Below are 21,064 nucleotides of genomic sequence, written 5' to 3' on the forward strand. Positions count from 1 at the left end.
CCGCCGCGACGGCGGCCGGCTCGTTGGTGGCGTCCAGCGCCAGCGGTTTGCGCGCGCCGTCGTGCTGCGCGCCCAGTCCGACGGCCGACCTGGCGTGCTGCACCAGTTCCTGCGAGGCGGCGTCGATCAGGGCGATGTGGCGCTCGACCGTCTCGGCCAGCACCGCCTCGTTCAGCGCCACCAGCGCGAACACGGGGTCGTCGACGTCGATGCGGACGCCGGTTTTTTCAAACACCAGGCTGCGCAGCTTGTGCTGATCCATGGCGGCTTACCACTCCACTTTGTCGAGTTGCTCGAACAAATCGCGGAACACCACCTTGATGCGTTGTTTTTCCATCAGGTTGAACTTGTCGCTTTCCTTGACCTCGTTGGCGGTCAGGCGCGCGGTGTTCATTTTCTTGATGTCGGCGCCGAAGGTGTCGGCGTTGCGCGCCGACAGCACGATGCGGCCCTTCACGCGCGCCGAATTGTCGGCATAGGTCTGCGATTCGGTGAACTGCTTGCCGGACGCCGATTGCAACAGGCCGAAGTGCTCGTTCTCCCACAGCACCAGCGGCACATTGGTCGACTTGGCGGTCGAGACGAAGCCCATGGCGGTGTCGTGCAGCGTGTCGCCGCCGCCGACGATGGTGTGGATGTAGACCTTGCGGCCCGATTCCTGCAGCAGCGAGAAGCAATCGTTCTCGATCAGGTAGCCCATCAGCGGCGAGAAGGTGTTGGCGCCATTGTCGATGACGCAGTTGCCGTCCTCTTCCAGGATATCGATCATCAGCGCGTCGAAGCGCTTGGGATCGATGGTGCGGCTGTCGGTCATCACCGGCACATGCTTGACGTCCATCGCCTTGTAGCGCGAGAAGGTCGCGTTCTCCTGGTCGGTGTCGTAGCAGCGCAGCGGCTGCTGGTTTTCCACCGCGTCCTTGGCCGCGATCCACTGCGCCAGGATGGTGGAGACCAGCGTCTTGCCGATGCCGCCCTTACCTTGGAGAATAAAATGTACCGAGTTTTGCATCAATTACTCCTGAATCGCTTGAATGCGTCGAGAGTAATTGTTTTGCGGCGGGATGGCAACCGCCTAGTCGATGAAGCGGAGCAAACCCTGCAAGGCGTGGATGACGGTCTGCTCGCGCACGGCCTTGCGGTCGCCGGCCAACACCAGCCGTTCGGTGTGCACGGTGTCGCCGTTGGCCCAGCCGAAGCAGACCGTGCCGACCGGCTTGCCGGGCACGGCGCCGGTGGGGCCGGCGATGCCGGTGGTCGACAGCGCCAGGTGGGCGTTGCTGGCGCCGAGCGCGCCCGTCGCCATGGCGGCCGCCACTTCCTCGGACACGCTGCCCATCTGCGCGATCAGCGCGGCCGACACGTCCAGCATCTCCGTCTTGGAGGCATTGGAATAGGTGATGAAGCCGCAGTCGAACCAGGCGGTCGAACCGGCGATTTCAGTGATGGCCTGGGCCACGCCGCCGCCGGTGCACGACTCGGCGGTGGCCAGTATCAGGCCTTTGGCTTGCAGGGATTTGCCGACTTGCGCGGCCAGGTCGAGGATGGTGTCGCTGTTCGAATTCATGAAACGCTCCTTCTGTTGCGGCAATCTGCGGGCTGGCTTCCACTGTACCATGCAGTTCGCAATCGATGCCAGTAGTGTACAAAATGTTTTGCTAGAATCGCAATAGTCCATAAAAACATTAGACCGCCGATTTGAACTTGCGTACACTCGAAAAGAAAGACCGGACGCCCCTGCCCAGACACCGCAGGCGTGCGCCGCCGATTGCGCGAGCTGTTAAGCTTGCACAAGAAAGGGACGCGGTCCGAACCGGCCACAACGCCGGCTCATCGGGGACCACACGGAGGCCCATCCTATGATCAGCCAGACCGACATTTTCAGCGCCCGCATCCTGATCGTCGACGATCAGCCGGTGAACGTGGAACTGCTGGAGTACCTGCTGCGTTCCACCGGCTACACGGCCGTCAGCGCCACCACCGACCCGCGCGTGGTGGCCGGCTGGCACGCCGAGCACCAGTACGACCTGATCATCCTCGACATGCAGATGCCCAATATGACCGGCTTCGAGGTCATGGAGGCGCTCAAGCCGCTGGAGGCCGACGCCTGGCTGCCGGTGCTGGTCGTCACCGCCCAGCCCGACCACAAGATCCAGGCGCTGGACATGGGCGCGCGCGATTTCGTCAGCAAGCCCTTCGACCCGGTCGAGGTGCTGACACGCATCCGCAACATGCTGGAGGTGCGCCTGCTGCACCGCGAAACGCGCGACTACAACGCGCGCCTGGAGCAGACCGTGCGCGAGCGCACCGCCGAGCTGCAGCGCTTCCGCAGCGCGATGGACGCCACCGCCGACGCCATCTTCCTGCTCGACGCCGACAGCGCCGACGTGGTCGACGTCAACGACGGCGCCTGCCGCATGCTGGGCTATCCGCGCGGCGAGATGCTGGGCCAGAGCGCCAGCCGCATCGGCCTCGGTGCGCCGCCGGCGCTGCGCGACCAGGCCGAGCGGCTGGCCGCCTACGCCGCCGCCATCGGCCCGACGCGCGCGCCCGAGCTGCTCGAACAGGACCTGATGCGGCGCGACCTGATCGCGGTGCCGGTGGAGCTCTACTGGCAGCTGCTGCAGCGCCCCGGCCAGCCGACCGTGCTGCTGGGCGTGGCGCGCGACATCAGCGAGCGCCGCCAGTCCGAGGAACTGCTGCAGCACATGGCCCACTACGACAGCCTGACCGGCCTGCCCAACCGCACGCTGTTCTTCCAGACCCTGGGCGACGCCATCGCGCTGGCGCAGGACAAGTCCTGGCGCATCGTGGTGCTGTTCATCGCGCTGGACCGCTTCAAGAACATCAACGATTCGCTGGGCGCGGCGCTGGGCGACGAGCTGCTGCGCCAGTTCAGCAACCGGCTGGTGCAGTGCGTGCGCATCCGCGACACCGTCGGCCGCATGGGCGGCGACGAGTTCGCGCTGATCCTGACCATGACGCGCGACCAGCAGGACGCGGTGCACGTGGCCAACGAGGTGCGCGAGGCGCTGCGCCTGCCGTTCGACCTGGACGGCCACCAGGCCGTGCTCAGCGCCAGCATCGGCATCGCCATGTATCCGGAAGACGCCACCGATCCGCACACGCTGGTCAAGTACGCCGACACCGCGATGGAGCGCGCCAAGCAGGCCGGGCGCGACGGCTACCGCTTCTTCACCGCCGGCATGAACGTGCAGGTGCTGGCGCGGCTGGACATGGAGCTGGCGCTGCGGCGCGCGCTGGACAACAACGAACTGCTGCTGTACTACCAGCCCAAGGTCAACCTGCTCAGCGGGGAGGTGGCCGGCGCCGAGGCGCTGCTGCGCTGGCAGCGGCCCGGCTTCGGCCTGGTCTATCCGGCCGAGTTCGTGCCGGTGCTGGAGGATACCGGCCTGATCGTGCGGGTCGGCGCCTGGATCATCGATGCCGCCTGCCGCCAGATCGGCGCCTGGCTGCGCAGCGATGTCGGTCCGGTGCGGATCGCGGTCAACGTCGCCAGCCGCCAGTTCGTCGAGGGCGACCTGGAACTGACCGTGCGCAGCGCGCTGCTGCGCCACGACGTCCCGGCCGAGCTGCTGGAGCTGGAGTTGACCGAGACCGCGCTGATGTCCAACACCGAGCGCACCATCAGCGTGCTGAGCAACCTGAAGGCGATCGGCATCAAGGTGGCGATCGACGATTTCGGCACCGGCTATTCCTCGCTGGCCTATCTGCAGCGCTTCCCGATCGACAAGCTGAAGATCGACATCGCCTTCGTGCGCGACATCACCACCAACCCCAACGACGCCGCCATCGCCCAGGCCATCATCAGCATGGCGCACAGCCTGAAGCTGCGGGTGATCGCCGAAGGGGTGGAGACGCGCGCGCAGCTCGAGTACCTGCGGCGCAGCCGCTGCGATGAAATCCAGGGCTATTACTTCAGCCGCCCGGTGGCGCCGGCGGACCTGGCCGACCTGCTGGCCTCGGGCCGCGGCCTGCCGCCGGACGCCGCCCATCCCGGCAAGCCGGCGCAGACGCTGCTGATCGTCGACGACGACGTCAACGTGCTGTCCTCGCTGCACCGGCTGTTCCGCCGCGACGGCTACCAGATCCTGGCCGCGGCCACGCCGGGCGAAGCCTTCGAGATGCTGGCGCTGCATGCGGTGCAGGTGATCGTCTGCGACCAGCGCATGCCGGGCATGAGCGGCACCGAGTTCCTCAGCAAGGTCAAGGAAATGTATCCGGAGACGATACGCATCATCCTGTCCGGCTACACGGGGCTGGACGCGGTGCTCGATTCGATCAACCGCGGCGCCATCTACCGCTTCTACACCAAGCCGTGGGACGACACCCAGCTGCGCGACAACATCCGCCTGGCCTTCCACCACTACTGGCTGATGCACGGCAGCGGCCGCCACGCGGGGCAGCCGGACGAGGATGTCACCGCGCTTCAGGAAGTGAAGTGATCGAAGCTTTCCAGTTGCAGGGCTAGCGCGGCCCCGGCCGCGTCCACCAGGCGCAGGCCGGGGGCGGCGTCTATCGTGCCGACCCGCGTGACGGGCGTGGCCGCGCCGGCCGCCGCCGCCAGCACGTCCGCGCGCGCCGAGGCCGGCGCGGTGAAGCACAGTTCGTAGTCGTCGCCGCCGGCGGCGGCGTAGGCGCGGCGCATGGCGGCGTCGCGCGCGGCCAGCACGGCGCCGGCCGGCAGCGCGTCCAGGTCCAGCGTGGCGCCGACCCCGGACAGCTTGAGGATGTGGCCGAGATCGCCGACGAGGCCGTCGGAGATGTCGATGGCGGCGTGGGCCAGGCCCGGTTCGGCCAGCGCCATGCCCAGCGCCACGCGCGGCGTCGGCGTGTGCAGGCGCGCGGCGGCCGCCAGCAGGCTGGCCGCGTCCATCGTTTGTTCGAGGCGGTAGCCGGCCAGCGCCAGGCGGGCGTCGCCCAGCGTGCCGGAGATCCAGATGTCGTCGCCGGCGCGGGCGCCGCTGCGGCGCAGCGCCCGGCCGGGCCGCACTTCGCCGAACACGGTGATGCAGATGGTCAGCGGGCCCTTGGTGGTGTCGCCGCCGATCAGCTCGATGTCATGGGCGTCGGCCAGCGCGAACAAGCCCTGGGAAAAGCCGGCCAGCCAGTCGCGGTCGGCCGACGGCAGCGCCAGCGCCAGGGTGAAGCCGACCGGGCGCGCGCCCATGGCCGCCAGGTCGGACAGGTTGACCGCCAGCGCCTTGTGGCCGAGGCGGGCTGCGTCCTCGCCGGCGAAGAAGTGGCGGCCCTCGACCAGCATGTCGGACGAGATCGCCGTCTGCATGCCGGGCGTGGGGGTGAGCAGGGCGCAGTCGTCGCCGATGCCGAGCGTGGCGCGGGCAGGGTGGCGGGGGCGCTGGAAGTATTCCTTGATGAGATCGAATTCTGAGAGCATGGCGTTATTGTACCGGTGCGTGCAGCGTCGCGCGGGGCGCCGCGGTGTCGGCGGACAGGAACAGCCAGTCGTGGTTGGCCAGCCGGATCGCGATGCCTGCGACCTGGTAGCGCTCCAGCAGGTCGGGCGTGAAGAACAGCTGCGGCCCCGCCTCGTAGCGGGCGCCGGCCAGCATCACGAGCAGACGGCTGCCGGCCGCTTCGATGGTCAGCGCCTGCTCGCCCAGCTGCGCCAGCCTGCCCTGGCCGGTCTGCATCAGGCCGCCGAGCGAGCGGCTGTAGACAAAGCTCAGCTGGATGCCGTGGCGCTGCCAATCCTGCAGGCAGGCCCAGGCGTCGGAAGGGGGGGCGTCGCCGCTCGCGGGCAGCGTGGCGCCGCTGCTGATCATGGTGGACATGGCTGGCTCCGGTAGATGGGGATGGCGTGAGCTTACTTGGGCCCGGCCGCCGGTTGATTGGCATTTTCAATCAAATTTCATCGGTCGATACAAAATAGTGATAAAACCGGAAAATTGATTATGTTGAAGCTATTGATAGTTTAATGCCGCTAAAAGCGTCAAAAATTCGGTTTGAGTTGCCTCAGATCATAAATAATGCTGATATCTGTCATAGCTGTTGGTGAAAATACCTACTTAATTGAAAGAATTGGTCTGATAAAATCGGAAGCTTTCCGACAGTACAAACAGGAAGGCAGCACAGCATGGATTCGTCATCTGATAAAAAAGAAGAACTTCGTCAACAATTGCGCCTCGCGGCGCTCGAATACCACGAGTGCCCGACGCCAGGCAAGATCAGCGTCACGCCGACCAAGCAACTGACCAACCAGCGCGACCTGGCGCTGGCCTACTCGCCGGGCGTGGCCGCGCCGTGCGAAGAGATCGTCATCGATCCGGCCAACGCCTACAAATACACGGCGCGCGGCAACCTGGTGGCCGTCATCACCAACGGCACCGCCGTGCTGGGCCTGGGCAACATCGGCCCGCTGGCCGCCAAGCCTGTGATGGAAGGCAAGGGCGTGCTGTTCAAGAAATTCGCCGGCATCGACGTGTTCGACATCGAGATCAACGAGATGGACCCGGACAAGCTGGTCGACATCATCGCCTCGCTGGAGCCGACCTTCGGCGGCGTCAACCTGGAAGACATCAAGGCGCCCGAGTGCTTCTACATCGAGCGCCAGCTGCGCGAGCGCATGAAGATCCCGGTCTTCCACGACGACCAGCACGGCACCGCCATCATCGTCGGCGCCGCCATCATGAACGGCATCCAGTACGTCGGCAAGGATATCGCCAACTGCAAGCTGGTGGTGTCGGGCGCCGGCGCGGCCGCGCTGGCCTGCCTGGACCTGATCGTCGACCTCGGCTTCCCGCTGGAAAACATCTACGTCACCGACCTGGCCGGCGTGGTCTACAAGGGGCGCCAGGAATTGATGGACCCGGACAAGGAACGCTTCGCCCGCGACACCACGGCCCGCACGCTGGCCGAAGTCATCAGCGACGCCGACATCTTCCTCGGCCTGTCGGCCGGCGGCGTGCTCAAGCAGGACATGGTCAAGGCCATGGCGCCCAATCCGCTGATCCTGGCGCTGGCCAACCCGAACCCCGAGATCCTGCCGGAAGACGTCAAGGCCGTGCGCGGCGACGCCATCATCTGCACCGGCCGTTCGGACTATCCGAACCAGGTCAACAACGTGCTGTGCTTCCCGTACATCTTCCGCGGCGCGCTCGATTGCGGCGCCACCACCATCACGCGCGAAATGGAAATCGCCGTGGTGCACGCGATCGCCGAGCTGGCCCACGCCGAGCAGTCGGACATCGTCGCCACCACCTACGGCTTCAGCAGCCTGTCGTTCGGCCCCGAGTACCTGATCCCGATGCCGTTCGATCCTCGCCTGCTGATCAAGATCGCCCCGGCCGTGGCCAAGGCGGCCGAGGATTCCGGCGTCGCCACCCGTCCTATCAAGGATTTGCAAGCCTACGCCGACAGCCTGCAGCAGTTCGTCTACCGCAGCGGCACCTTCATGAAGCCGCTGTTCCAGGTCGCCAAGAAGACCGCCGCCGAACTCAAGCGCATCGTCTACGCCGAGGGCGAGGAAGAGCGCGTGCTGCGCGCGGTGCAGGTGATCGTCGACGAGAAGCTGGCCCGTCCCATCCTGGTCGGCCGTCCGGCCGTGCTGGAAACCCGCATCACCAAGTTCGGCCTGCGCCTGAAGCAGGGCGTGGACTTCAACGTCATCAACCCCGACCACGACGAGCGCTACCGCGAATACTGGCAGGCCTACTACGAGCTGACCGCGCGCAAGGGCGTGACGCAGGAGTACGCCAAGCTGGAAATGCGCCGCCGCCACTCGCTGATCGGCGCCATGATGATCAAGAAGGGCGACGCCGACGGCATGATCTGCGGCACCTTCGGCACCACCCAGCTGCACCTGCACTATATCGACCAGGTGCTGGGCAAGCGCGACGGCGCCTGCGTGTACGCGGCGATGAACGTGCTGATCATGCCTGAGCGCCAGCTGGTGATGGTCGACACCCACGTCAACGAAAACCCGAACGCGAAAGAGCTGGCGGCGATCACCGTGATGGCGGCCGAAGAGATGCGCCGTTTCGGCCTGTCGCCGCGCGCGGCGCTGCTGTCGCACTCGAACTTCGGCTCGTCCAACAGCGAATCGGCGCAGAAGATGCGCGCCGCGCTGGAGCTGGTCAAGCAGCTCGATCCGACGCTGGAAGTGGACGGCGAAATGCACGGCGACACCGCGCTGGACTCCAAGCTGCGCAACTCCATCATGCCGGGCAGCACGCTGACCGGCGACGCCAACCTGCTGGTGATGCCGAACATCGACGCCGCCAACATCGCCTACAACCTGGTCAAGACGGCGGCCGGCAACGGCATCGCGGTCGGCCCTATCCTGCTGGGCTGCGCCAAGCCGGTGCACATCCTGACGCCGTCGGCCACGGTGCGCCGCATCGTCAACATGACCGCGCTGTGCGTGGTCGACGCGGTGGCCCAGCGCAAGGCCTGATGTAGCACGCCGCCGCAAGGCCGGGGTCAAGTCTGACATTCGGACACGAGCTCTACCGTAACGCGCGTTACGGTAGAGCTCGTGTCCGAATGTCAGACTTGACCCCATTTTTATTGCCTCAATCTCAACTAAGCCGAGTCATCACTGCCGATGATGGTAACAAGATGTAAGTGATGTAATCGACATAATTGGTGAGAAGTGCGACAGGGACGCTCTGTTACAATACCGGGCTGTAAAGTCACCCATGATTTGGATTGCTATTCACCATGAATAAAATAAAAAAAGCCCTGATTACGGGCATTACCGGCCAGGACGGTGCTTATCTGGCCGAGTTGCTGCTGGAAAAAGGTTACGAAGTTACGGGAACTTATCGCCGCACGAGCTCGGTGAATTTCTGGCGCATCGAGGAACTCGGCATCCAGTCGCACCCGAATCTGAAGCTGGTGGAATACGATCTGACCGACCTGGGCTCCAACATCCGCCTGCTGCAAAACGCGCAGCCGGACGAGGTCTACAACCTGGCGGCGCAAAGCTTCGTCGGCGTCTCCTTCGAACAGCCGGTGACGACGGCCGAAATCACCGGCGTCGGCCCGGTCAACCTGCTGGAGGCGATCCGCATCGTCAATCCGAAGATCCGCTTCTACCAGGCGTCGACCTCGGAAATGTTCGGCAAGGTGCAGGCCGTGCCGCAAAAGGAAGACACGCCGTTCTACCCGCGCAGCCCGTACGGCGTGGCCAAGCTGTATGCCCACTGGATGACCGTGAACTACCGCGAATCCTATGGCATCTTCGGCTGCTCCGGCATCCTGTTCAACCACGAGTCGCCGCTGCGCGGCCGTGAATTCGTCACCCGCAAGATCACCGACTCGGTGGCCAAGATCCACCTGGGCCAGCTCGACGTGCTGGAACTGGGCAACCTGGACGCCAAGCGCGACTGGGGCTACGCCAAGGAATACGTCGAAGGCATGTGGCGCATCCTGCAGGCCGACCATCCGGACACCTATGTGCTGGCGACCAACCGCACCGAGACCGTGCGCGACTTCGTCAGCATGGCGTTCAAGGCGGTCGACGTGGCGCTGGAGTGGAGCGGCGCGGCCGACCACGAAATCGGCACCTGCAAGAAAACCGGCAAGGTGCTGGTGCGCGTCAATCCTAAGTTCTACCGTCCGGCCGAGGTGGAGCTGCTGATCGGCGACCCGGCCAAGGCGGAAAAGGAACTGGGCTGGAAGCCGCAGACCACGCTGGAACAGCTGTGCCAGATGATGGTCGAGGCCGACCTGCGCCGCAACAAAGCCGGCTTCTCCTTCTAAGGACGCGACCATGGCTGCCGAGGGCATGGAGGGCGCAGGCAAGCGCGCCCTGATCACCGGGCTGTCCGGCTTCACCGGACGCTATGTCGAACAGGAGCTGAGCGCCGCCGGCTACGAAGTCTACGGCACCATCACGCCCGGCCACGAACCCGGCCCGCGCCAGTTCGCCGTCGACCTGGGCGACCGCGCCGGCCTGGCCGCCGTCGTGGCCCAGGTGCGGCCGGACGTGGTGGCCCACCTGGCCGCCATCGCCTTCGTCGGCCACGGCGACGTCGAGCAAATCTACCGCGTCAACGTGGCGGGCACCCGCAACCTGCTGGAGGCGCTGGCCGCCGCCGAGCACAAGCCGTCGGCCGTGCTGCTGGCCTCCAGCGCCAATGTCTACGGCAACACCGACGCCGGCGTGATCGGCGAGCACGTGCCGGCCGCGCCGGCCAACGATTACGCGGTCAGCAAGCTGGCCATGGAATACATGGCGCGGCTGTGGCAGGACAAGCTGCCGCTGATCATGGTCCGCCCCTTCAACTACACCGGCGTCGGCCAGCACGAGAACTTCCTGCTGCCGAAGATCGTCGCCCACTTCCGCCGCCGGGCCGGCGACATCGAGCTGGGCAACCTGCACGTGTGGCGCGACTTTTCCGACGTGCGCACGGTGGCGTCCAGCTACCGCCGCCTGCTGGCGCTCGGCCCGGCCGCCGCCGGCCAGACCTTCAACGTCTGCTCCGGCCAGGCCTATTCGCTGGGCGAGGCGCTCGACATGATGGCCGATATCGCCGGCTACCAGATCAAGGTCCACGTCAACCCGGCCTTCGTGCGCGCCAACGAAGTGGTGCGCCTGGTCGGCGACAACCGCCGCCTGCTGGCCGCCATCGGCGCCTCGGCGGCCGTGCCGCTGGCCGACACGCTGCGCTGGATGTACACGGCGTGACGGCGATGGACAACACCGCATCCCGCATCGTGCGGGTGGGCCTGTCCACCACCACGGCCGAGACGGCGCTGACCGGCGGCCGTCTCGACGGCCTGGGCGTGTACAGCCGCGCGCTGCTCGAACACCTGCCGCAGGCCGGCGCCGAGGTGCTGCCGTTTTCCTTCGCCCCCGGCGGCGACGCCAGCCGCGTCAGCGTCGGCCGCGCGCTGCCGCTGTCGTTCCGCGGCGCGACGCTGGCCGACCTGCTGCTGCCGTCGTCGGTGCATATGCACGTCAGCGCCGTCATGGGCCGCGGGGCGCCGCCGCTGGACCTGTTCCACGCCACCGACTACCGCATCGTGCGCATGGATTGCCCGGTGGTGGCGACGCTGCACGACGCCGTGCCGATCGCCCATCCCGAGTGGTGCACGCCGCGCTTGCGCGGCCTGAAGAACTGGCTGCAGATCAAGGCCGCGCGCAAGGCGCAGCACGTGATCACCGGTTCCCGCTATTCGATCCGCGAGCTGGTCGAACACTTCGGCGTCGACGAGGGCAAGATCAGCGTGGTGCACCACGGCGTGCGCCCCGAATGGTTCGATGCGCCGTCGGCCGAGGCGCGCGACGCCACGCTGGCGCTGCACGGCCTCCACCCCGGCTACTTCCTGTTCGTCGGCACGCTGCAGCCGCGCAAGAACGTCGGCCGCCTGCTGGAAGCCTACCTGGCCTTGCCGCCGGTGCTGCGCTCGGCGCGCCAGCTGGTGATCGTCGGCGCGCCGGGCTGGCTCAGCGACGAGCTGGTGGCCCGGATCAAGGCCGCCGGGCAGCGCGGCGAAAACGTGGTGTGGCTCAGCAAGCTGACCGACGACGCCCAGCTGCACCACATCTACGCCGGCGCCGGCGCCTTCGTCTTCCCGTCGCTGCACGAGGGCTTCGGCCTGCCGCTGGTCGAAGCCTTCGCCAGCGGCGTGCCGGTGGCCACCTCCAACGCCACCTCGCTGCCGGAAGTGGCGCAGGGCGCGGCGCTGGAATTCGATCCGCTGTCGGTGCCGGAAATGACCGCCGCCATGACCACGCTGGCGCGCGACGACGCCACCCGCAACCGCTGCATCGCCGCCGGCCGCCGCCGCGCGCTCGAACTGACATGGGATGAAGCGGCACGCCGTACCGTCGCCGTGTACCACCACGTCCTCTCTCACTGAAGCAGTCATGCGCGTCCTCCATTTCTACAAGACCTACTACCCGGATAGCTGGGGCGGCATCGAGCAGGTGATACGCCAGCTGTGCGTGGGCACCGGCCGCCTCGGCGTCGCCAACGAAGTGCTGACGCTGACGCGCGACCAGGGCCCGGCCCGCATCGAGTTCGAGGGCCACACCGTGCACCGCGCGCAGCTCGATTTCGAGGTCGCCTCGACCGGTTTTTCGTTCGCCGCGATCCGCCAGCTGGCGCGCCTGGCGCGCGAGGCCGACGTGATCCACTACCACTTCCCGTGGCCGTTCATGGACCTGGCGCACTTCATGGCGCGCATCGACAAGCCCTGCGTCGTCACCTACCACTCGGACATCGTGCGCCAGAAGAACCTGCTGCGCGTGTACAGCCCGCTCAAGCGCCGCTTCCTGCGCAGCATCGACACCATCGTCGCCACCTCGCCCAACTACCTGGCCTCGTCGCCGGTGCTCAAGCGCTTCGAGCACAAGACGCGCACCATCACCTACGGCCTGGACAAGACGATCTACCCGCAGCCGTCGGCCGCCTGCAAGGACGGCTGGCGCGCGCGCTGCGGCGAGCGCTTCTTCCTGTTCGTCGGCGTGCTGCGCTACTACAAGGGCCTGCACATCCTGCTCGACGCCATGGCCAACCTGGACTACCCGGTGGTGATCGTCGGCGGCGGCCCGGAGGAGCAGGAACTGAAGGCGCACGCCGGGCGCCTGGGCCTGACCCATGTGCTGTTCGTCGGCGCGCTGGAAGAGGAGGACAAGGTGGCGCTGCTGGAGCTGAGCTACGCGATGGTGTTCCCTTCGCACCTGCGTTCGGAAGCGTTCGGCATCTCGCTGCTGGAAGGGGCGATGTACGGCAAGCCGATGATTTCCAGCGAGATCGGCACCGGCACCACCTACATCAATATCGACCAGGAGACCGGCCTGGTGGTGCCGCCCGACGATCCGGCGGCGCTGGGCGCGGCCATGCGCGCGCTGTGGGAGCAGCCGGAACGCGCGGCCGAGATGGGCCGCCGCGCCGAGGCGCGCTACTGGGAACTGTTCACCGCCGAAACCATGGCGCGCAACTACCACGCGCTGTACAGCGAGCTGGCGGCCCGCGCGGGCACGGCCGGCGAGCCCGTCCGCCCACGCACCGTTTGATCTGACGCAAGGGCGGCGCCGGCGGGCGCGGCTATCATGGCGGTCGAACTCCGCGCCCTGCCGATGGTCCTCAACAATGACGCCGCCAAGACGGCGCCACCCGCTGTGCGACGCAACGACGTCGTCCGGGCGGGAGTTCACCTTCCGCCGCGCCTCGTCCAGCAGGGTAGAATACCGCCACCACCCCTGAATCCCGGAGATCCGCGTGCGCTGCCTGGTTATTGAAGACGAAGCCGAAACCTCGAACTACATCTGCAAGGGGCTGCGCGAGGCGGGCTACCTGGTCAGCGCCTGCGACAACGGCCCCGAAGGCCTCGATCTCGCGGTCGGCAACGACTGGGACATCATCGTGCTCGACCGCATGCTGCCGGGCCGCGTCGACGGCCTGTCCATCGTCGACCGCCTGCGCGCGCTGGGCAAGCAGACCCCGGTCATCATCGTCAGCGCGCTGACCACCATCGACGCCCGCGTCAGCGGCCTGCGCGGCGGCGCCGACGACTACCTGTCCAAACCCTTCGCCTTTTCCGAACTGCTGGCCCGCATCGAGGCGCTGCAGCGCCGCAGCGCGCCCGGCGCCGACAGCTCGCAGCTGCAGGTGGCCGACCTGCGGCTGGACCTGCGCACGCTGCGCGTGACGCGCGGCAGCAAGGTGATCACGCTGCAGCCGCGCGAATACCGGCTGCTGGAGTACCTGATGCGCAACGTCAACCAGGTGGTCACGCGCACCATGCTGCTCGAATCGGTGTGGGACTACCATTTCGACCCGCAGACCAATGTCATCGACGTCCAGATCAGCCGCCTGCGCGCCAAGGTCGACAAGGACTTCCCCGTCATGCTGATCCATACGCTGCGCGGCGTCGGCTACCGCATGGGGCCGACCCCGCCGGAAGACGCGGAGCCGGCCGCTTGATCCGGCTGCGCGCGTCCATCGCGGCCAAGCTGGTGCTGGGCTACGGCCTGCTGGGCACGGCCTCCATCGTGCTGGTGTCGGCGGTGTTCTACCGCGGCACCGTGGGCGTGCTGGACCGCGATATCGACGGCCGCATCGTGCTGCAGTCGGACCGCCTGCTGGCGCGCGCCAACGGCTTGCCGCACGGCGTGCTGCTGGCCGAGGTGCGGCGCCAGCTGGACGACGGCGTCGACAGCGACCGCGAAATCTTCCAGCTGGTGGCGGCCGACGGCACGCCGCTGGCGGGCAACCTGGATGCGTGGCCGAAATCGGGCCTGCCGTCGCCGGGCACCGGTCCGGGGCTGGTGAGCGCGATGGTGGTGCGCCAGGGCCATCCGACGCCGGCGCGGCTCTACCTGCGCCCGCTGGGCGACGGCGGCGCGCTGATCGTCGGCCGCGACCTCAGCGAGCAGGAAGCGGTGCGCGAGGTGATCTGGCACGCGCTGCTGGCCGGCGCCGCCGTCTCGCTGCTGCTGACGGTGGGCGGCGCGCTGCTGTTCCGGCGCGCGATCGAACGCCGCCTCAGCGCGATCCGCCGCACCGCCGCGCAGATCGAGGCGGGCGACCTCAGCCCGCGCATCCCGGTCACGGGCCACGACGAATTCGCGCTGCTGGGGCGCGACATCAACCGCATGCTGGACCGCATCGAACTGCTGATGGAAGGCATACGCCACGTCTCGAACGCCATCGCCCACGACCTGCGCACGCCGCTGGGCCGCATCCGCGGCAGGCTCGACGAGGTGGTGCGGCGCGAGGCCAGCGTGCCGCGCCTGACCGCCGCCGCCCGCGACGCCATCGAGGACATCGACGACCTGATACGGCTGTTCGAACGCCTGCTGCAGATCGCCGAGGCCGAGTCGGGCGTGCGCAGCCGCCTGTTCGAGCGGCTGGACCTGGGCCATATCGCCAGCGACATCGGCGAGATGTACGAGGCCAGCGCCGAGGACAGCGGCCTGCGGCTGACGGTGGACGCGCCCGAGCACCTGTACGTGGACGGCGACCGCAACCTGCTGGCCAGCGCCGTCGCCAGCCTGCTGGACAACGCCATCAAGTACGCCGGACCGGGCGCGTCGCTGCGCCTGCGCGCCGGGCTGTACCACGGCGGCCTGGCCTCGATCGCGGTGCACGACAACGGCCCCGGCATCCCCGAGCAGGAGCGCGGCAAGGTGACGCAGCGCTTCTACCGCCTGGACGACAGCCGCCACCTGCCGGGCAACGGCCTGGGCCTGGCCATCGTCAGCGCCACCGCGCTGGCCCACGGCGGCGAGCTGGTGCTGGAGGACGCCGCGCCGGGGCTGGTGGCGCGCATCCTGCTGCCGCTGGCGCCGCAGTCCTAGCCGCCCGCATTGGCTTTCCGATCGGTAATGTCGCCGCAAGCTGGCGGAAAGCCGCCGCGCGCTAGCATGGACGGTTCCATACCGATACGCCCTCCACCATGCACGATTTAAGCGACATCGCCGATTGGCTCAAGCATCATCCCGTCCAGCAGGACGCGCGCGCGCAGGGCGCGCACATGGTGTCGTTCAGCAGCCACGACTATCTGGCGCTGGCCGGCCATCCGCGCCTGGTGGCGGCGGCCAAGGACGGGCTGGACCGCTACGGCGTGCGCCACGGCGACGGCGTGGCGTCGTGGCGGCCCGGCGCCGAGCCGGAGGTCTACCGCGCGCTGGAAAGCCGTCTCGGCGCACTGGCGCGCAAGAGCGACGCGCTGCTGTTTGTGTCCGGCTACATGACCAATATCGGCGTGCTGTCGTCCATCGTCAAGGCGGCAGCGCTGGCGCGGCTGCACGGCTACCGCGCCCGCAAGCGCCACAAGTACGCCTACTACTCGGACGAGTTCAACCACGTCAGCATCCGCGAGGGCATCCAGATGTCGGGCGCGTTGCGCTACACCTACCGCCACGGCGATATGGGGCATCTGGAATCGCTGCTGAAGTCGGGCGCGGAAGAGGGCTGTACGCCCATCATCGCCAGCGACGGCGTGTTCGGCATGGAGGGCACGATCGCGCCGCTGCCGCAGCTGGTGGCGCTGGCCGAGCGTTTCGGCGCGCTGCTCTACGTCGACGACGCCCACGCCACCGGCGTGCTGGGCGCCCATGGCGGCGGCAGCACCGAGCACTACGATTGCCACAGCCCGTGCATCATGCAGATGGGCAGCCTGGGCAAGGCGCTGGGCGCGCTGGGCGGCTACGTCGCCGTCGAGCGCGAGGCCGCCGACGTGATACGCATGGCCAGTGCCGCCTACGGCTACGCCAGCCCGCCGCCGCCGGAGCGCGCCGCCGCGCTGCTGGCCGCGCTGGACTTGCTGGAACAAGAGCCGGAGCGCCGCCAGCGCCTGTGGGACAACCAGCGCTACTTCATCGAGCGGATGGCGCCGCTGGGCTACGCCATGTTGTCGACCTCGACGCCCATCCTGCCGGTGCTGGTCGGCGAGGCCGAGACTTGCCAGCGCTATGCGATCGCGCTGCGCAAGGAAGGCATCCATGTCGACGCGGTCCAGTTCCCGGCGGCGCCGGTGGGCCAGGCCCGCCTGCGCTTCGTCATCAACGCCGGCCACAGCCGCGCGCAAATCGACCATGCGGTGCGGGTGATGGCGCAGCTGGCCGGCCGCGCCTCGCGCCTGGCCGCCTAGGCCGCGGCGCTCTGCTCGGCCCAGCGCTGCTTGACCTCCAGCAGCGCCGGCATCTGCTGCAGGAACAGGTCGACCAGGTCGGCGTCGAAGTGCTTGCCGCGCTGCTGCTCCAGGTATTCCACCGCCTGCGGGATCGGCCATTCCGGCTTGTAGGGGCGGGCCGAGGTCAGCGCGTCGAACACGTCGGCGATGGCGACGATGCGCCCCACCAGCGGGATCTGCTCGCCGGCCAGGCCGTTCGGATAGCCGCTGCCATCCCATTTCTCATGGTGCGTGACCGCCACCTGGTAGGCCATCGCCAGCATGCCGCCGGGGTGCCGGCCGATGATCTCGCCGCCGATGGCGGCATGGGTCTGCATCACCTTCCATTCCGCCGTCTCCAGCGGGCCGGGCTTGCGCAGGATGCTGTCCGGGATGCCGATCTTGCCGACGTCGTGCATCGGCGCCGCGTGCAGCAGGTCGTCCGCCTCGGCCTCGCTCATGCCGGCCGCGCGGCCGAGGATGCGCGAGTAGTGGCTCATGCGGATCACGTGCAGGCCGGTTTCATTGTCCTTGTATTCGGCCGCCAGGCCCAGGCGCTGGACGATTTCCAGCCGGGTGCGGGTCAGCTCGTCCATGCGCACCAGCGACAGGTGGGTGCGCACGCGGGCCCGCACGATGGGCGGGCTGACCGGCTTGGTGATGTAGTCGACCGCGCCGGCGTCGAAGCCGACCACCTCGTCGCTGGCGTCGCTGAGCGCGGTGACGAAGATCACCGGTATGGCGGCGGTGGCGTCGTCGTCCTTGAGCTGGCGGCACACCTCATAGCCGGTCATGCCGGGCATCATCACGTCCAGCAGGATCAGCTGCGGCCGCTCCTGGCGCGCCAGCTCCAGCGCGCGCGGGCCGTCCTTGGCGAACAGCAGGCGGTACTGGTCCTGCAAGATATGGCGCAGCAGTTGCAGGTTGCTGGCCTCGTCGTCGACGGCCAGGATCAAGGGCAGGTCGTTGGTGGGGGCTTTCATCATGGGGTCTCCTTGGCCAGATGGTCGGCCAATTCCAGCAGCGTAGCATGGGCTTGCGGGAAATCGAAATCGTTGAGGGCGGTGTGCAGCTCCGCCAGTTGCCTGGCCAGCGCGGCCGACAGGCCGGCGCCGCTCATCGCGCCCGCCAGCGCGGCCAGCGCCGCGTCCTCCAGCGCGCCGCGCTTCAGCGACGGCAGCAGCGCCTGCGCCGCCGCGTGCGCGCGCGCCGCGTCGAAGGCCGGCGCCGCCGCCGCGGCCTCGGCCGCCTGCTCGCGTTCCCTGCGCACGGCGCGCGGGGTCTCGATGGCGTGGATCGCGCTCAGCGCCGCATCGAGCTGCGCCGTCAGCAGCCGCTGCACCTGCGCCAGTTCGGTCGGCAGGGTCGGCGCGCCGGCCTCGCGCTGCGGCGAGCCGCACAGCCTTTCCGCCTGCGCCAGCGTGGCGGCCAGCTGCTCCAGGCCGAGGTTGGCGGCCACGCCGCGCACCTTGTGGCAGCAGGCCTGCGCCTCGGCCAGGCGGGTCGCGCTGTCGCTGGCGAACAGCCGCGCCAGCGACGTGGCGGCGTCGCCGTAGTCGGTGGCGAAGCGGTGCAGCGCCTGGTGGTATTTGACTTCGTCGCCGGACCAGCGCTGCAGGCCGGTCTTCTGGTTCAGCACGCGCGCGCGCGCCGGCGCGTCGGCCGCGGCCGGCGCCTGTTCCTGCGGCGGCAGCGCCATCACGCGGGCGATTTCATGCGACAGCGCATACCAGTCCACCGGCTTGGACGCGAAGCCGTTCATGCCGGCGGCGGCGGCGGCCTCGCGGTGCGCCGCCAGCACGCTGGCCGTCATGGCGACGATGGGGATGGCCGGCGTGCCGCGCGCCTGCTCGCGGGCGCGGATGGCGCGCGTGGCCGCCAGGCCGTCCATCTGCGGCATCTGCATGTCCATCAGGATCAGGTCGTAGCTGCGCTCGTCCGACATGCGCAGCGCGGCGGCGCCGTCGCCGGCCCGCTCCAGCGTGTGGCCGCGCTTGTTCATCAGCAGGGTCAGCAGCTCCAGGTTCTGCGGCACGTCGTCGGCCGCCAGCACCCGCAGCGGCGGCAGCGGATAGGCGCTGCGCTCGGCGCTCTGGCTGCCGTCGTTGCGGGCCGGCTCCAGCGGCAGCGTCAGGTGGAAGGTGGTGCCCACGCCCTGTATGCTTTCGGCCCACAGCTTGCCGCCCATCAGCGCCACCAGCTGGCGGCTGATGGTGGTGCCCAGGCCGGTGCCGCCGAAGCGCCGCGTCATCGACGGGTCGGCCTGGGTGAAGGGATCGAAGATCGCCTCCAGCCGGTCCGGCGCGATGCCGATGCCGGTGTCCTGCACGGCGATCCGCAGCTGGCCCTGGGCCGCGCCGGCGCGCAGGCTGACGCTGCCGGCGGCGGTGAACTTGATGGCGTTGTCGAGCAGGTTGCCGAGGATCTGGCGCATGCGCAGCTCGTCGCCGTACAGCCAGGCCGGCAGCGACGGGTCGTAGACGATGTCGACGCAAAGGCCCTTGCTGCGGGCGTTGCTGCCGAAGGTGGAGGCCAGCTCGTCGATCAGGCCGAGCAGGCTGTAGTCGTCCGGCTCCAGCTCCACCGCGCCCTTGTCCAGCTTGGCGGTGTCGAGGATTTCGTTGAGCAGGCGCAGCAGCGAGCGGCCTTCCTTGCGCACCGTGTCCAGGTGGCGCCGCTGGTTGTCGTCGAGTTCGGTGTCCAGCAGCACGTCGGTGAAGCCGAGGATGGCGTTCATCGGCGTGCGGATTTCATGGCTCATGTTGGCGACGAAGCTGGCGCGCGCGGCGGCGGCCTGCTCGGCCGTCTCCTTGGCCCTGCGCAGCTGCTGCTCCATCTGGCGGCGCTCGCTGATGTCGAGGATGACGCCGTCGATCCAGCGCAGCTCGGGATCGCTCTCGTCCTGGGTGACGGCGCCGTGCTCCCACATCCAGCTGGTGTGGCCGTCGGCGTGGCGCAGCCGGTATTCGACCTGGTAGGCGCTGAGGTCGGCGACGGCGCGGTCGATCTCGGCCTCGACGCCGGCGCGGTCTTCCGGCACGATCAGGCTGCCCAATGTGCGGCTGCGCTCGTCGCCGACGAAATCGCTGGCCGGGTAGCCGGCCAGGCGCTCGATGCCGTCGCTGACGAACACCGGCGGCGCGTCGAAGCGCATGCTGCTGCGGAAGGAGATGCCGGGGATGTTGCCGATCAGCGAGCGGAACTGCTGCTCGCTGTCGCGCAGCGCCTGCATGATGGCGCGCCGTTCGCTGATGTCGGTGATGAACAGCACGAACAGGTCGCGCTCGGCCAGCCGCGCATGGCCCAGCGCGCGCCGGATCGGCACGCGGCTGCGGTCCTTGCGCAGCGCGATCACCTCGCTGCCCTGGCCGGGGATGGCCGAGTCCTCGGTGCGCAGGTAGTTGAGCAGGCCGTCCTGCTCGGAGCGCTGGGCGTCGTCCATCAGCACGCGGATATTGCGGCCGACGATTTCGTCGCGGCGCCAGCCGAAGATGCGTTCGGCCGAGGCGTTGAATTCATGGATCACGCCGGCGCGGTCGACGGTGACGACGCCGTCGATGGTGGTGGTGAGCAGGGCGCGCATCCAGGCTTCGCTCTCGCTTTTCTGGCGGAACAGTTCGCGGTAGCGCAGCAGGCCGTTGGCCGACATGATGAAGATGGTGATGGCGACGGTGATCAGCGAGATGGCCAGCGCCAGGAAGGTGCTGCTCTGTTCGGGGGCGGCGCCGGCTTGCGGCTGGCCGGCGAAGCGCGCGGCCGCCATGCCGGTGTAGTGCATGCCGGCGATGGCGCAGCCCATGACGGTGGCGCTGATCGCGCCCAGCGCGCTGGACGGCAGGCGGGTGTGCAGGCGCAGGCCGAAGCGCACCCACAGCGCCAGCGTGGCCAGCACCACGGCCACCACGATGGACAGGCCGAACATCAGCGGATCGTAGTACAGCGCGAACGCCATGCGCATGGCGGCCATGCCGGTGTAGTGCATGGCGCCGATGCCGGCGCCCACCAGCAGGCCGCCGAGCAGCAGCGAGCCGGTGCCGAGCTGGCGGCGGCTGATGATGGACAGGGCGATGCCGGACGCGGCCAGGCTGGGCAGCACCGACAGCATGGTGACGACATGGTCGTAGTCGACCGCCGTGCACAGGTTGAACGCCAGCATGCCGATGAAGTGCATGGCCCAGACGCCGCAGCCCAGCGCCAGGCTGCCGGTGCCCAGCATGATGGCGCGCAGGCCGCGGCTCTTGCTGGACTGGGCCTGGGCGACCACCTGCAATCCCATCCATGAGGAAAAGATGGCTATCAAGATGGAGAGCAGTACCAGCGACGGCGTGTAGCTGCCGTATTGGATCAGGGCGGGATCGGCGGGCGGCGCGAACAGCTGCCGGAGAGTATCGAGATTCATAAGGTTTCCGCTGATGCGAACTGGGCACAGCAGAAACCTTATCACATAAAATCC

Annotated in this window: 15 protein-coding genes and 1 pseudogene; 9 read left to right on the forward strand and 7 right to left on the reverse strand. The window is 68.2% G+C overall.

Going from position 1 to position 21,064, the window contains the following annotated elements:
- From DUGA2_RS28755 to DUGA2_RS28765, 3 genes and pseudogenes are all read right to left on the reverse strand, one after another.
- Positions 1-262 (reverse strand): annotated as a pseudogene (locus DUGA2_RS28755) (hypothetical protein); the annotation flags it as partial.
- Positions 263-268: 6 nt separating this feature from the next.
- On the reverse strand, positions 269-1,009 hold the full coding sequence (locus DUGA2_RS28760; protein WP_070272788.1) for a hypothetical protein: 741 nt from the start codon (positions 1,007-1,009) through the stop codon (positions 269-271).
- Between the two features lie 63 nt (positions 1,010-1,072).
- Positions 1,073-1,564, reverse strand: coding sequence for a CinA family protein (locus tag DUGA2_RS28765; protein ID WP_070272841.1), 492 nt, complete (start codon positions 1,562-1,564; stop codon positions 1,073-1,075).
- A 292-nt stretch (positions 1,565-1,856) separates the two neighbouring features.
- Here DUGA2_RS28765 and DUGA2_RS28770 point away from each other — a divergent pair, with 292 nt between their 5' ends.
- Positions 1,857-4,463 (forward strand): EAL domain-containing protein, encoded by a 2,607-nt coding sequence (locus DUGA2_RS28770; protein WP_070272789.1) that lies wholly within the window; start codon positions 1,857-1,859, stop codon positions 4,461-4,463.
- On the opposite strand, the gene thiL is transcribed toward DUGA2_RS28770, so the two are convergent.
- Entirely contained in the window at positions 4,448-5,416 is a 969-nt protein-coding gene (gene thiL, locus DUGA2_RS28775) for a thiamine-phosphate kinase (protein ID WP_070272790.1), read from the reverse strand. The two genes, DUGA2_RS28770 and thiL, sit on opposite strands and share 16 nt — an antisense overlap.
- A 4-nt stretch (positions 5,417-5,420) precedes the next feature.
- Positions 5,421-5,813, reverse strand: a complete 393-nt coding sequence (locus tag DUGA2_RS28780; protein ID WP_070272791.1) for a hypothetical protein — start codon at positions 5,811-5,813, stop codon at positions 5,421-5,423.
- Between the two features lie 302 nt (positions 5,814-6,115).
- Here DUGA2_RS28780 and DUGA2_RS28785 point away from each other — a divergent pair, with 302 nt between their 5' ends.
- The 8 genes from DUGA2_RS28785 to DUGA2_RS28820 all read left to right on the forward strand — a co-directional run bounded on the left by DUGA2_RS28785 (position 6,116) and on the right by DUGA2_RS28820 (position 16,590).
- Positions 6,116-8,434 carry an NADP-dependent malic enzyme gene (locus DUGA2_RS28785; protein ID WP_070272792.1) on the forward strand — a complete coding sequence of 773 codons (2,319 nt, stop codon included), beginning with the start codon at positions 6,116-6,118 and terminating at the stop codon, positions 8,432-8,434.
- Positions 8,435-8,700: 266 nt separating this feature from the next.
- Positions 8,701-9,744 (forward strand): GDP-mannose 4,6-dehydratase, encoded by a 1,044-nt coding sequence (gmd, locus tag DUGA2_RS28790; protein WP_070272793.1) that lies wholly within the window; start codon positions 8,701-8,703, stop codon positions 9,742-9,744.
- Between the two features lie 10 nt (positions 9,745-9,754).
- Positions 9,755-10,672 (forward strand): GDP-mannose 4,6-dehydratase, encoded by a 918-nt coding sequence (locus DUGA2_RS28795; protein WP_083296522.1) that lies wholly within the window; start codon positions 9,755-9,757, stop codon positions 10,670-10,672.
- Positions 10,673-10,677: 5 nt separating this feature from the next.
- Complete coding sequence (locus DUGA2_RS28800) at positions 10,678-11,850, forward strand: glycosyltransferase family 1 protein (protein WP_307171575.1); 1,173 nt, start codon at positions 10,678-10,680, stop codon at positions 11,848-11,850.
- Between the two features lie 7 nt (positions 11,851-11,857).
- Positions 11,858-13,009, forward strand: coding sequence for a glycosyltransferase family 4 protein (locus tag DUGA2_RS28805; RefSeq protein ID WP_070272794.1), 1,152 nt, complete (start codon positions 11,858-11,860; stop codon positions 13,007-13,009).
- A gap of 205 nt (positions 13,010-13,214) precedes the next feature.
- The gene (locus DUGA2_RS28810; protein ID WP_008452431.1) at positions 13,215-13,919 is read left to right on the forward strand and encodes a response regulator transcription factor; all 705 of its coding nucleotides are present in this window, start codon (positions 13,215-13,217) and stop codon (positions 13,917-13,919) included.
- Entirely contained in the window at positions 13,916-15,295 is a 1,380-nt protein-coding gene (locus DUGA2_RS28815; protein ID WP_070272795.1) for a HAMP domain-containing sensor histidine kinase, read from the forward strand. The genes DUGA2_RS28810 and DUGA2_RS28815 overlap by 4 nt, the downstream gene beginning before the upstream one ends.
- A gap of 98 nt (positions 15,296-15,393) precedes the next feature.
- Complete coding sequence (locus DUGA2_RS28820; protein WP_070272796.1) at positions 15,394-16,590, forward strand: aminotransferase class I/II-fold pyridoxal phosphate-dependent enzyme; 1,197 nt, start codon at positions 15,394-15,396, stop codon at positions 16,588-16,590.
- Here the strand turns inward: DUGA2_RS28820 and DUGA2_RS28825 are convergent.
- Both DUGA2_RS28825 and DUGA2_RS28830 read right to left on the reverse strand, forming a co-directional pair.
- Positions 16,587-17,597 carry an HD-GYP domain-containing protein gene (locus DUGA2_RS28825; protein WP_141753412.1) on the reverse strand — a complete coding sequence of 337 codons (1,011 nt, stop codon included), beginning with the start codon at positions 17,595-17,597 and terminating at the stop codon, positions 16,587-16,589. The two genes, DUGA2_RS28820 and DUGA2_RS28825, sit on opposite strands and share 4 nt — an antisense overlap.
- Positions 17,594-21,010, reverse strand: coding sequence for an MHYT domain-containing protein (locus tag DUGA2_RS28830; RefSeq protein ID WP_070272797.1), 3,417 nt, complete (start codon positions 21,008-21,010; stop codon positions 17,594-17,596). Before DUGA2_RS28830 ends, DUGA2_RS28825 begins: the two co-directional genes overlap by 4 nt.
- Positions 21,011-21,064 lie beyond the last annotated feature (54 nt).

This window comes from Duganella sp. HH101 (assembly GCF_001758795.1).
In the GTDB taxonomy this organism is placed as follows: Bacteria; Pseudomonadota; Gammaproteobacteria; order Burkholderiales; family Burkholderiaceae_D; genus Rugamonas; species Rugamonas rivuli.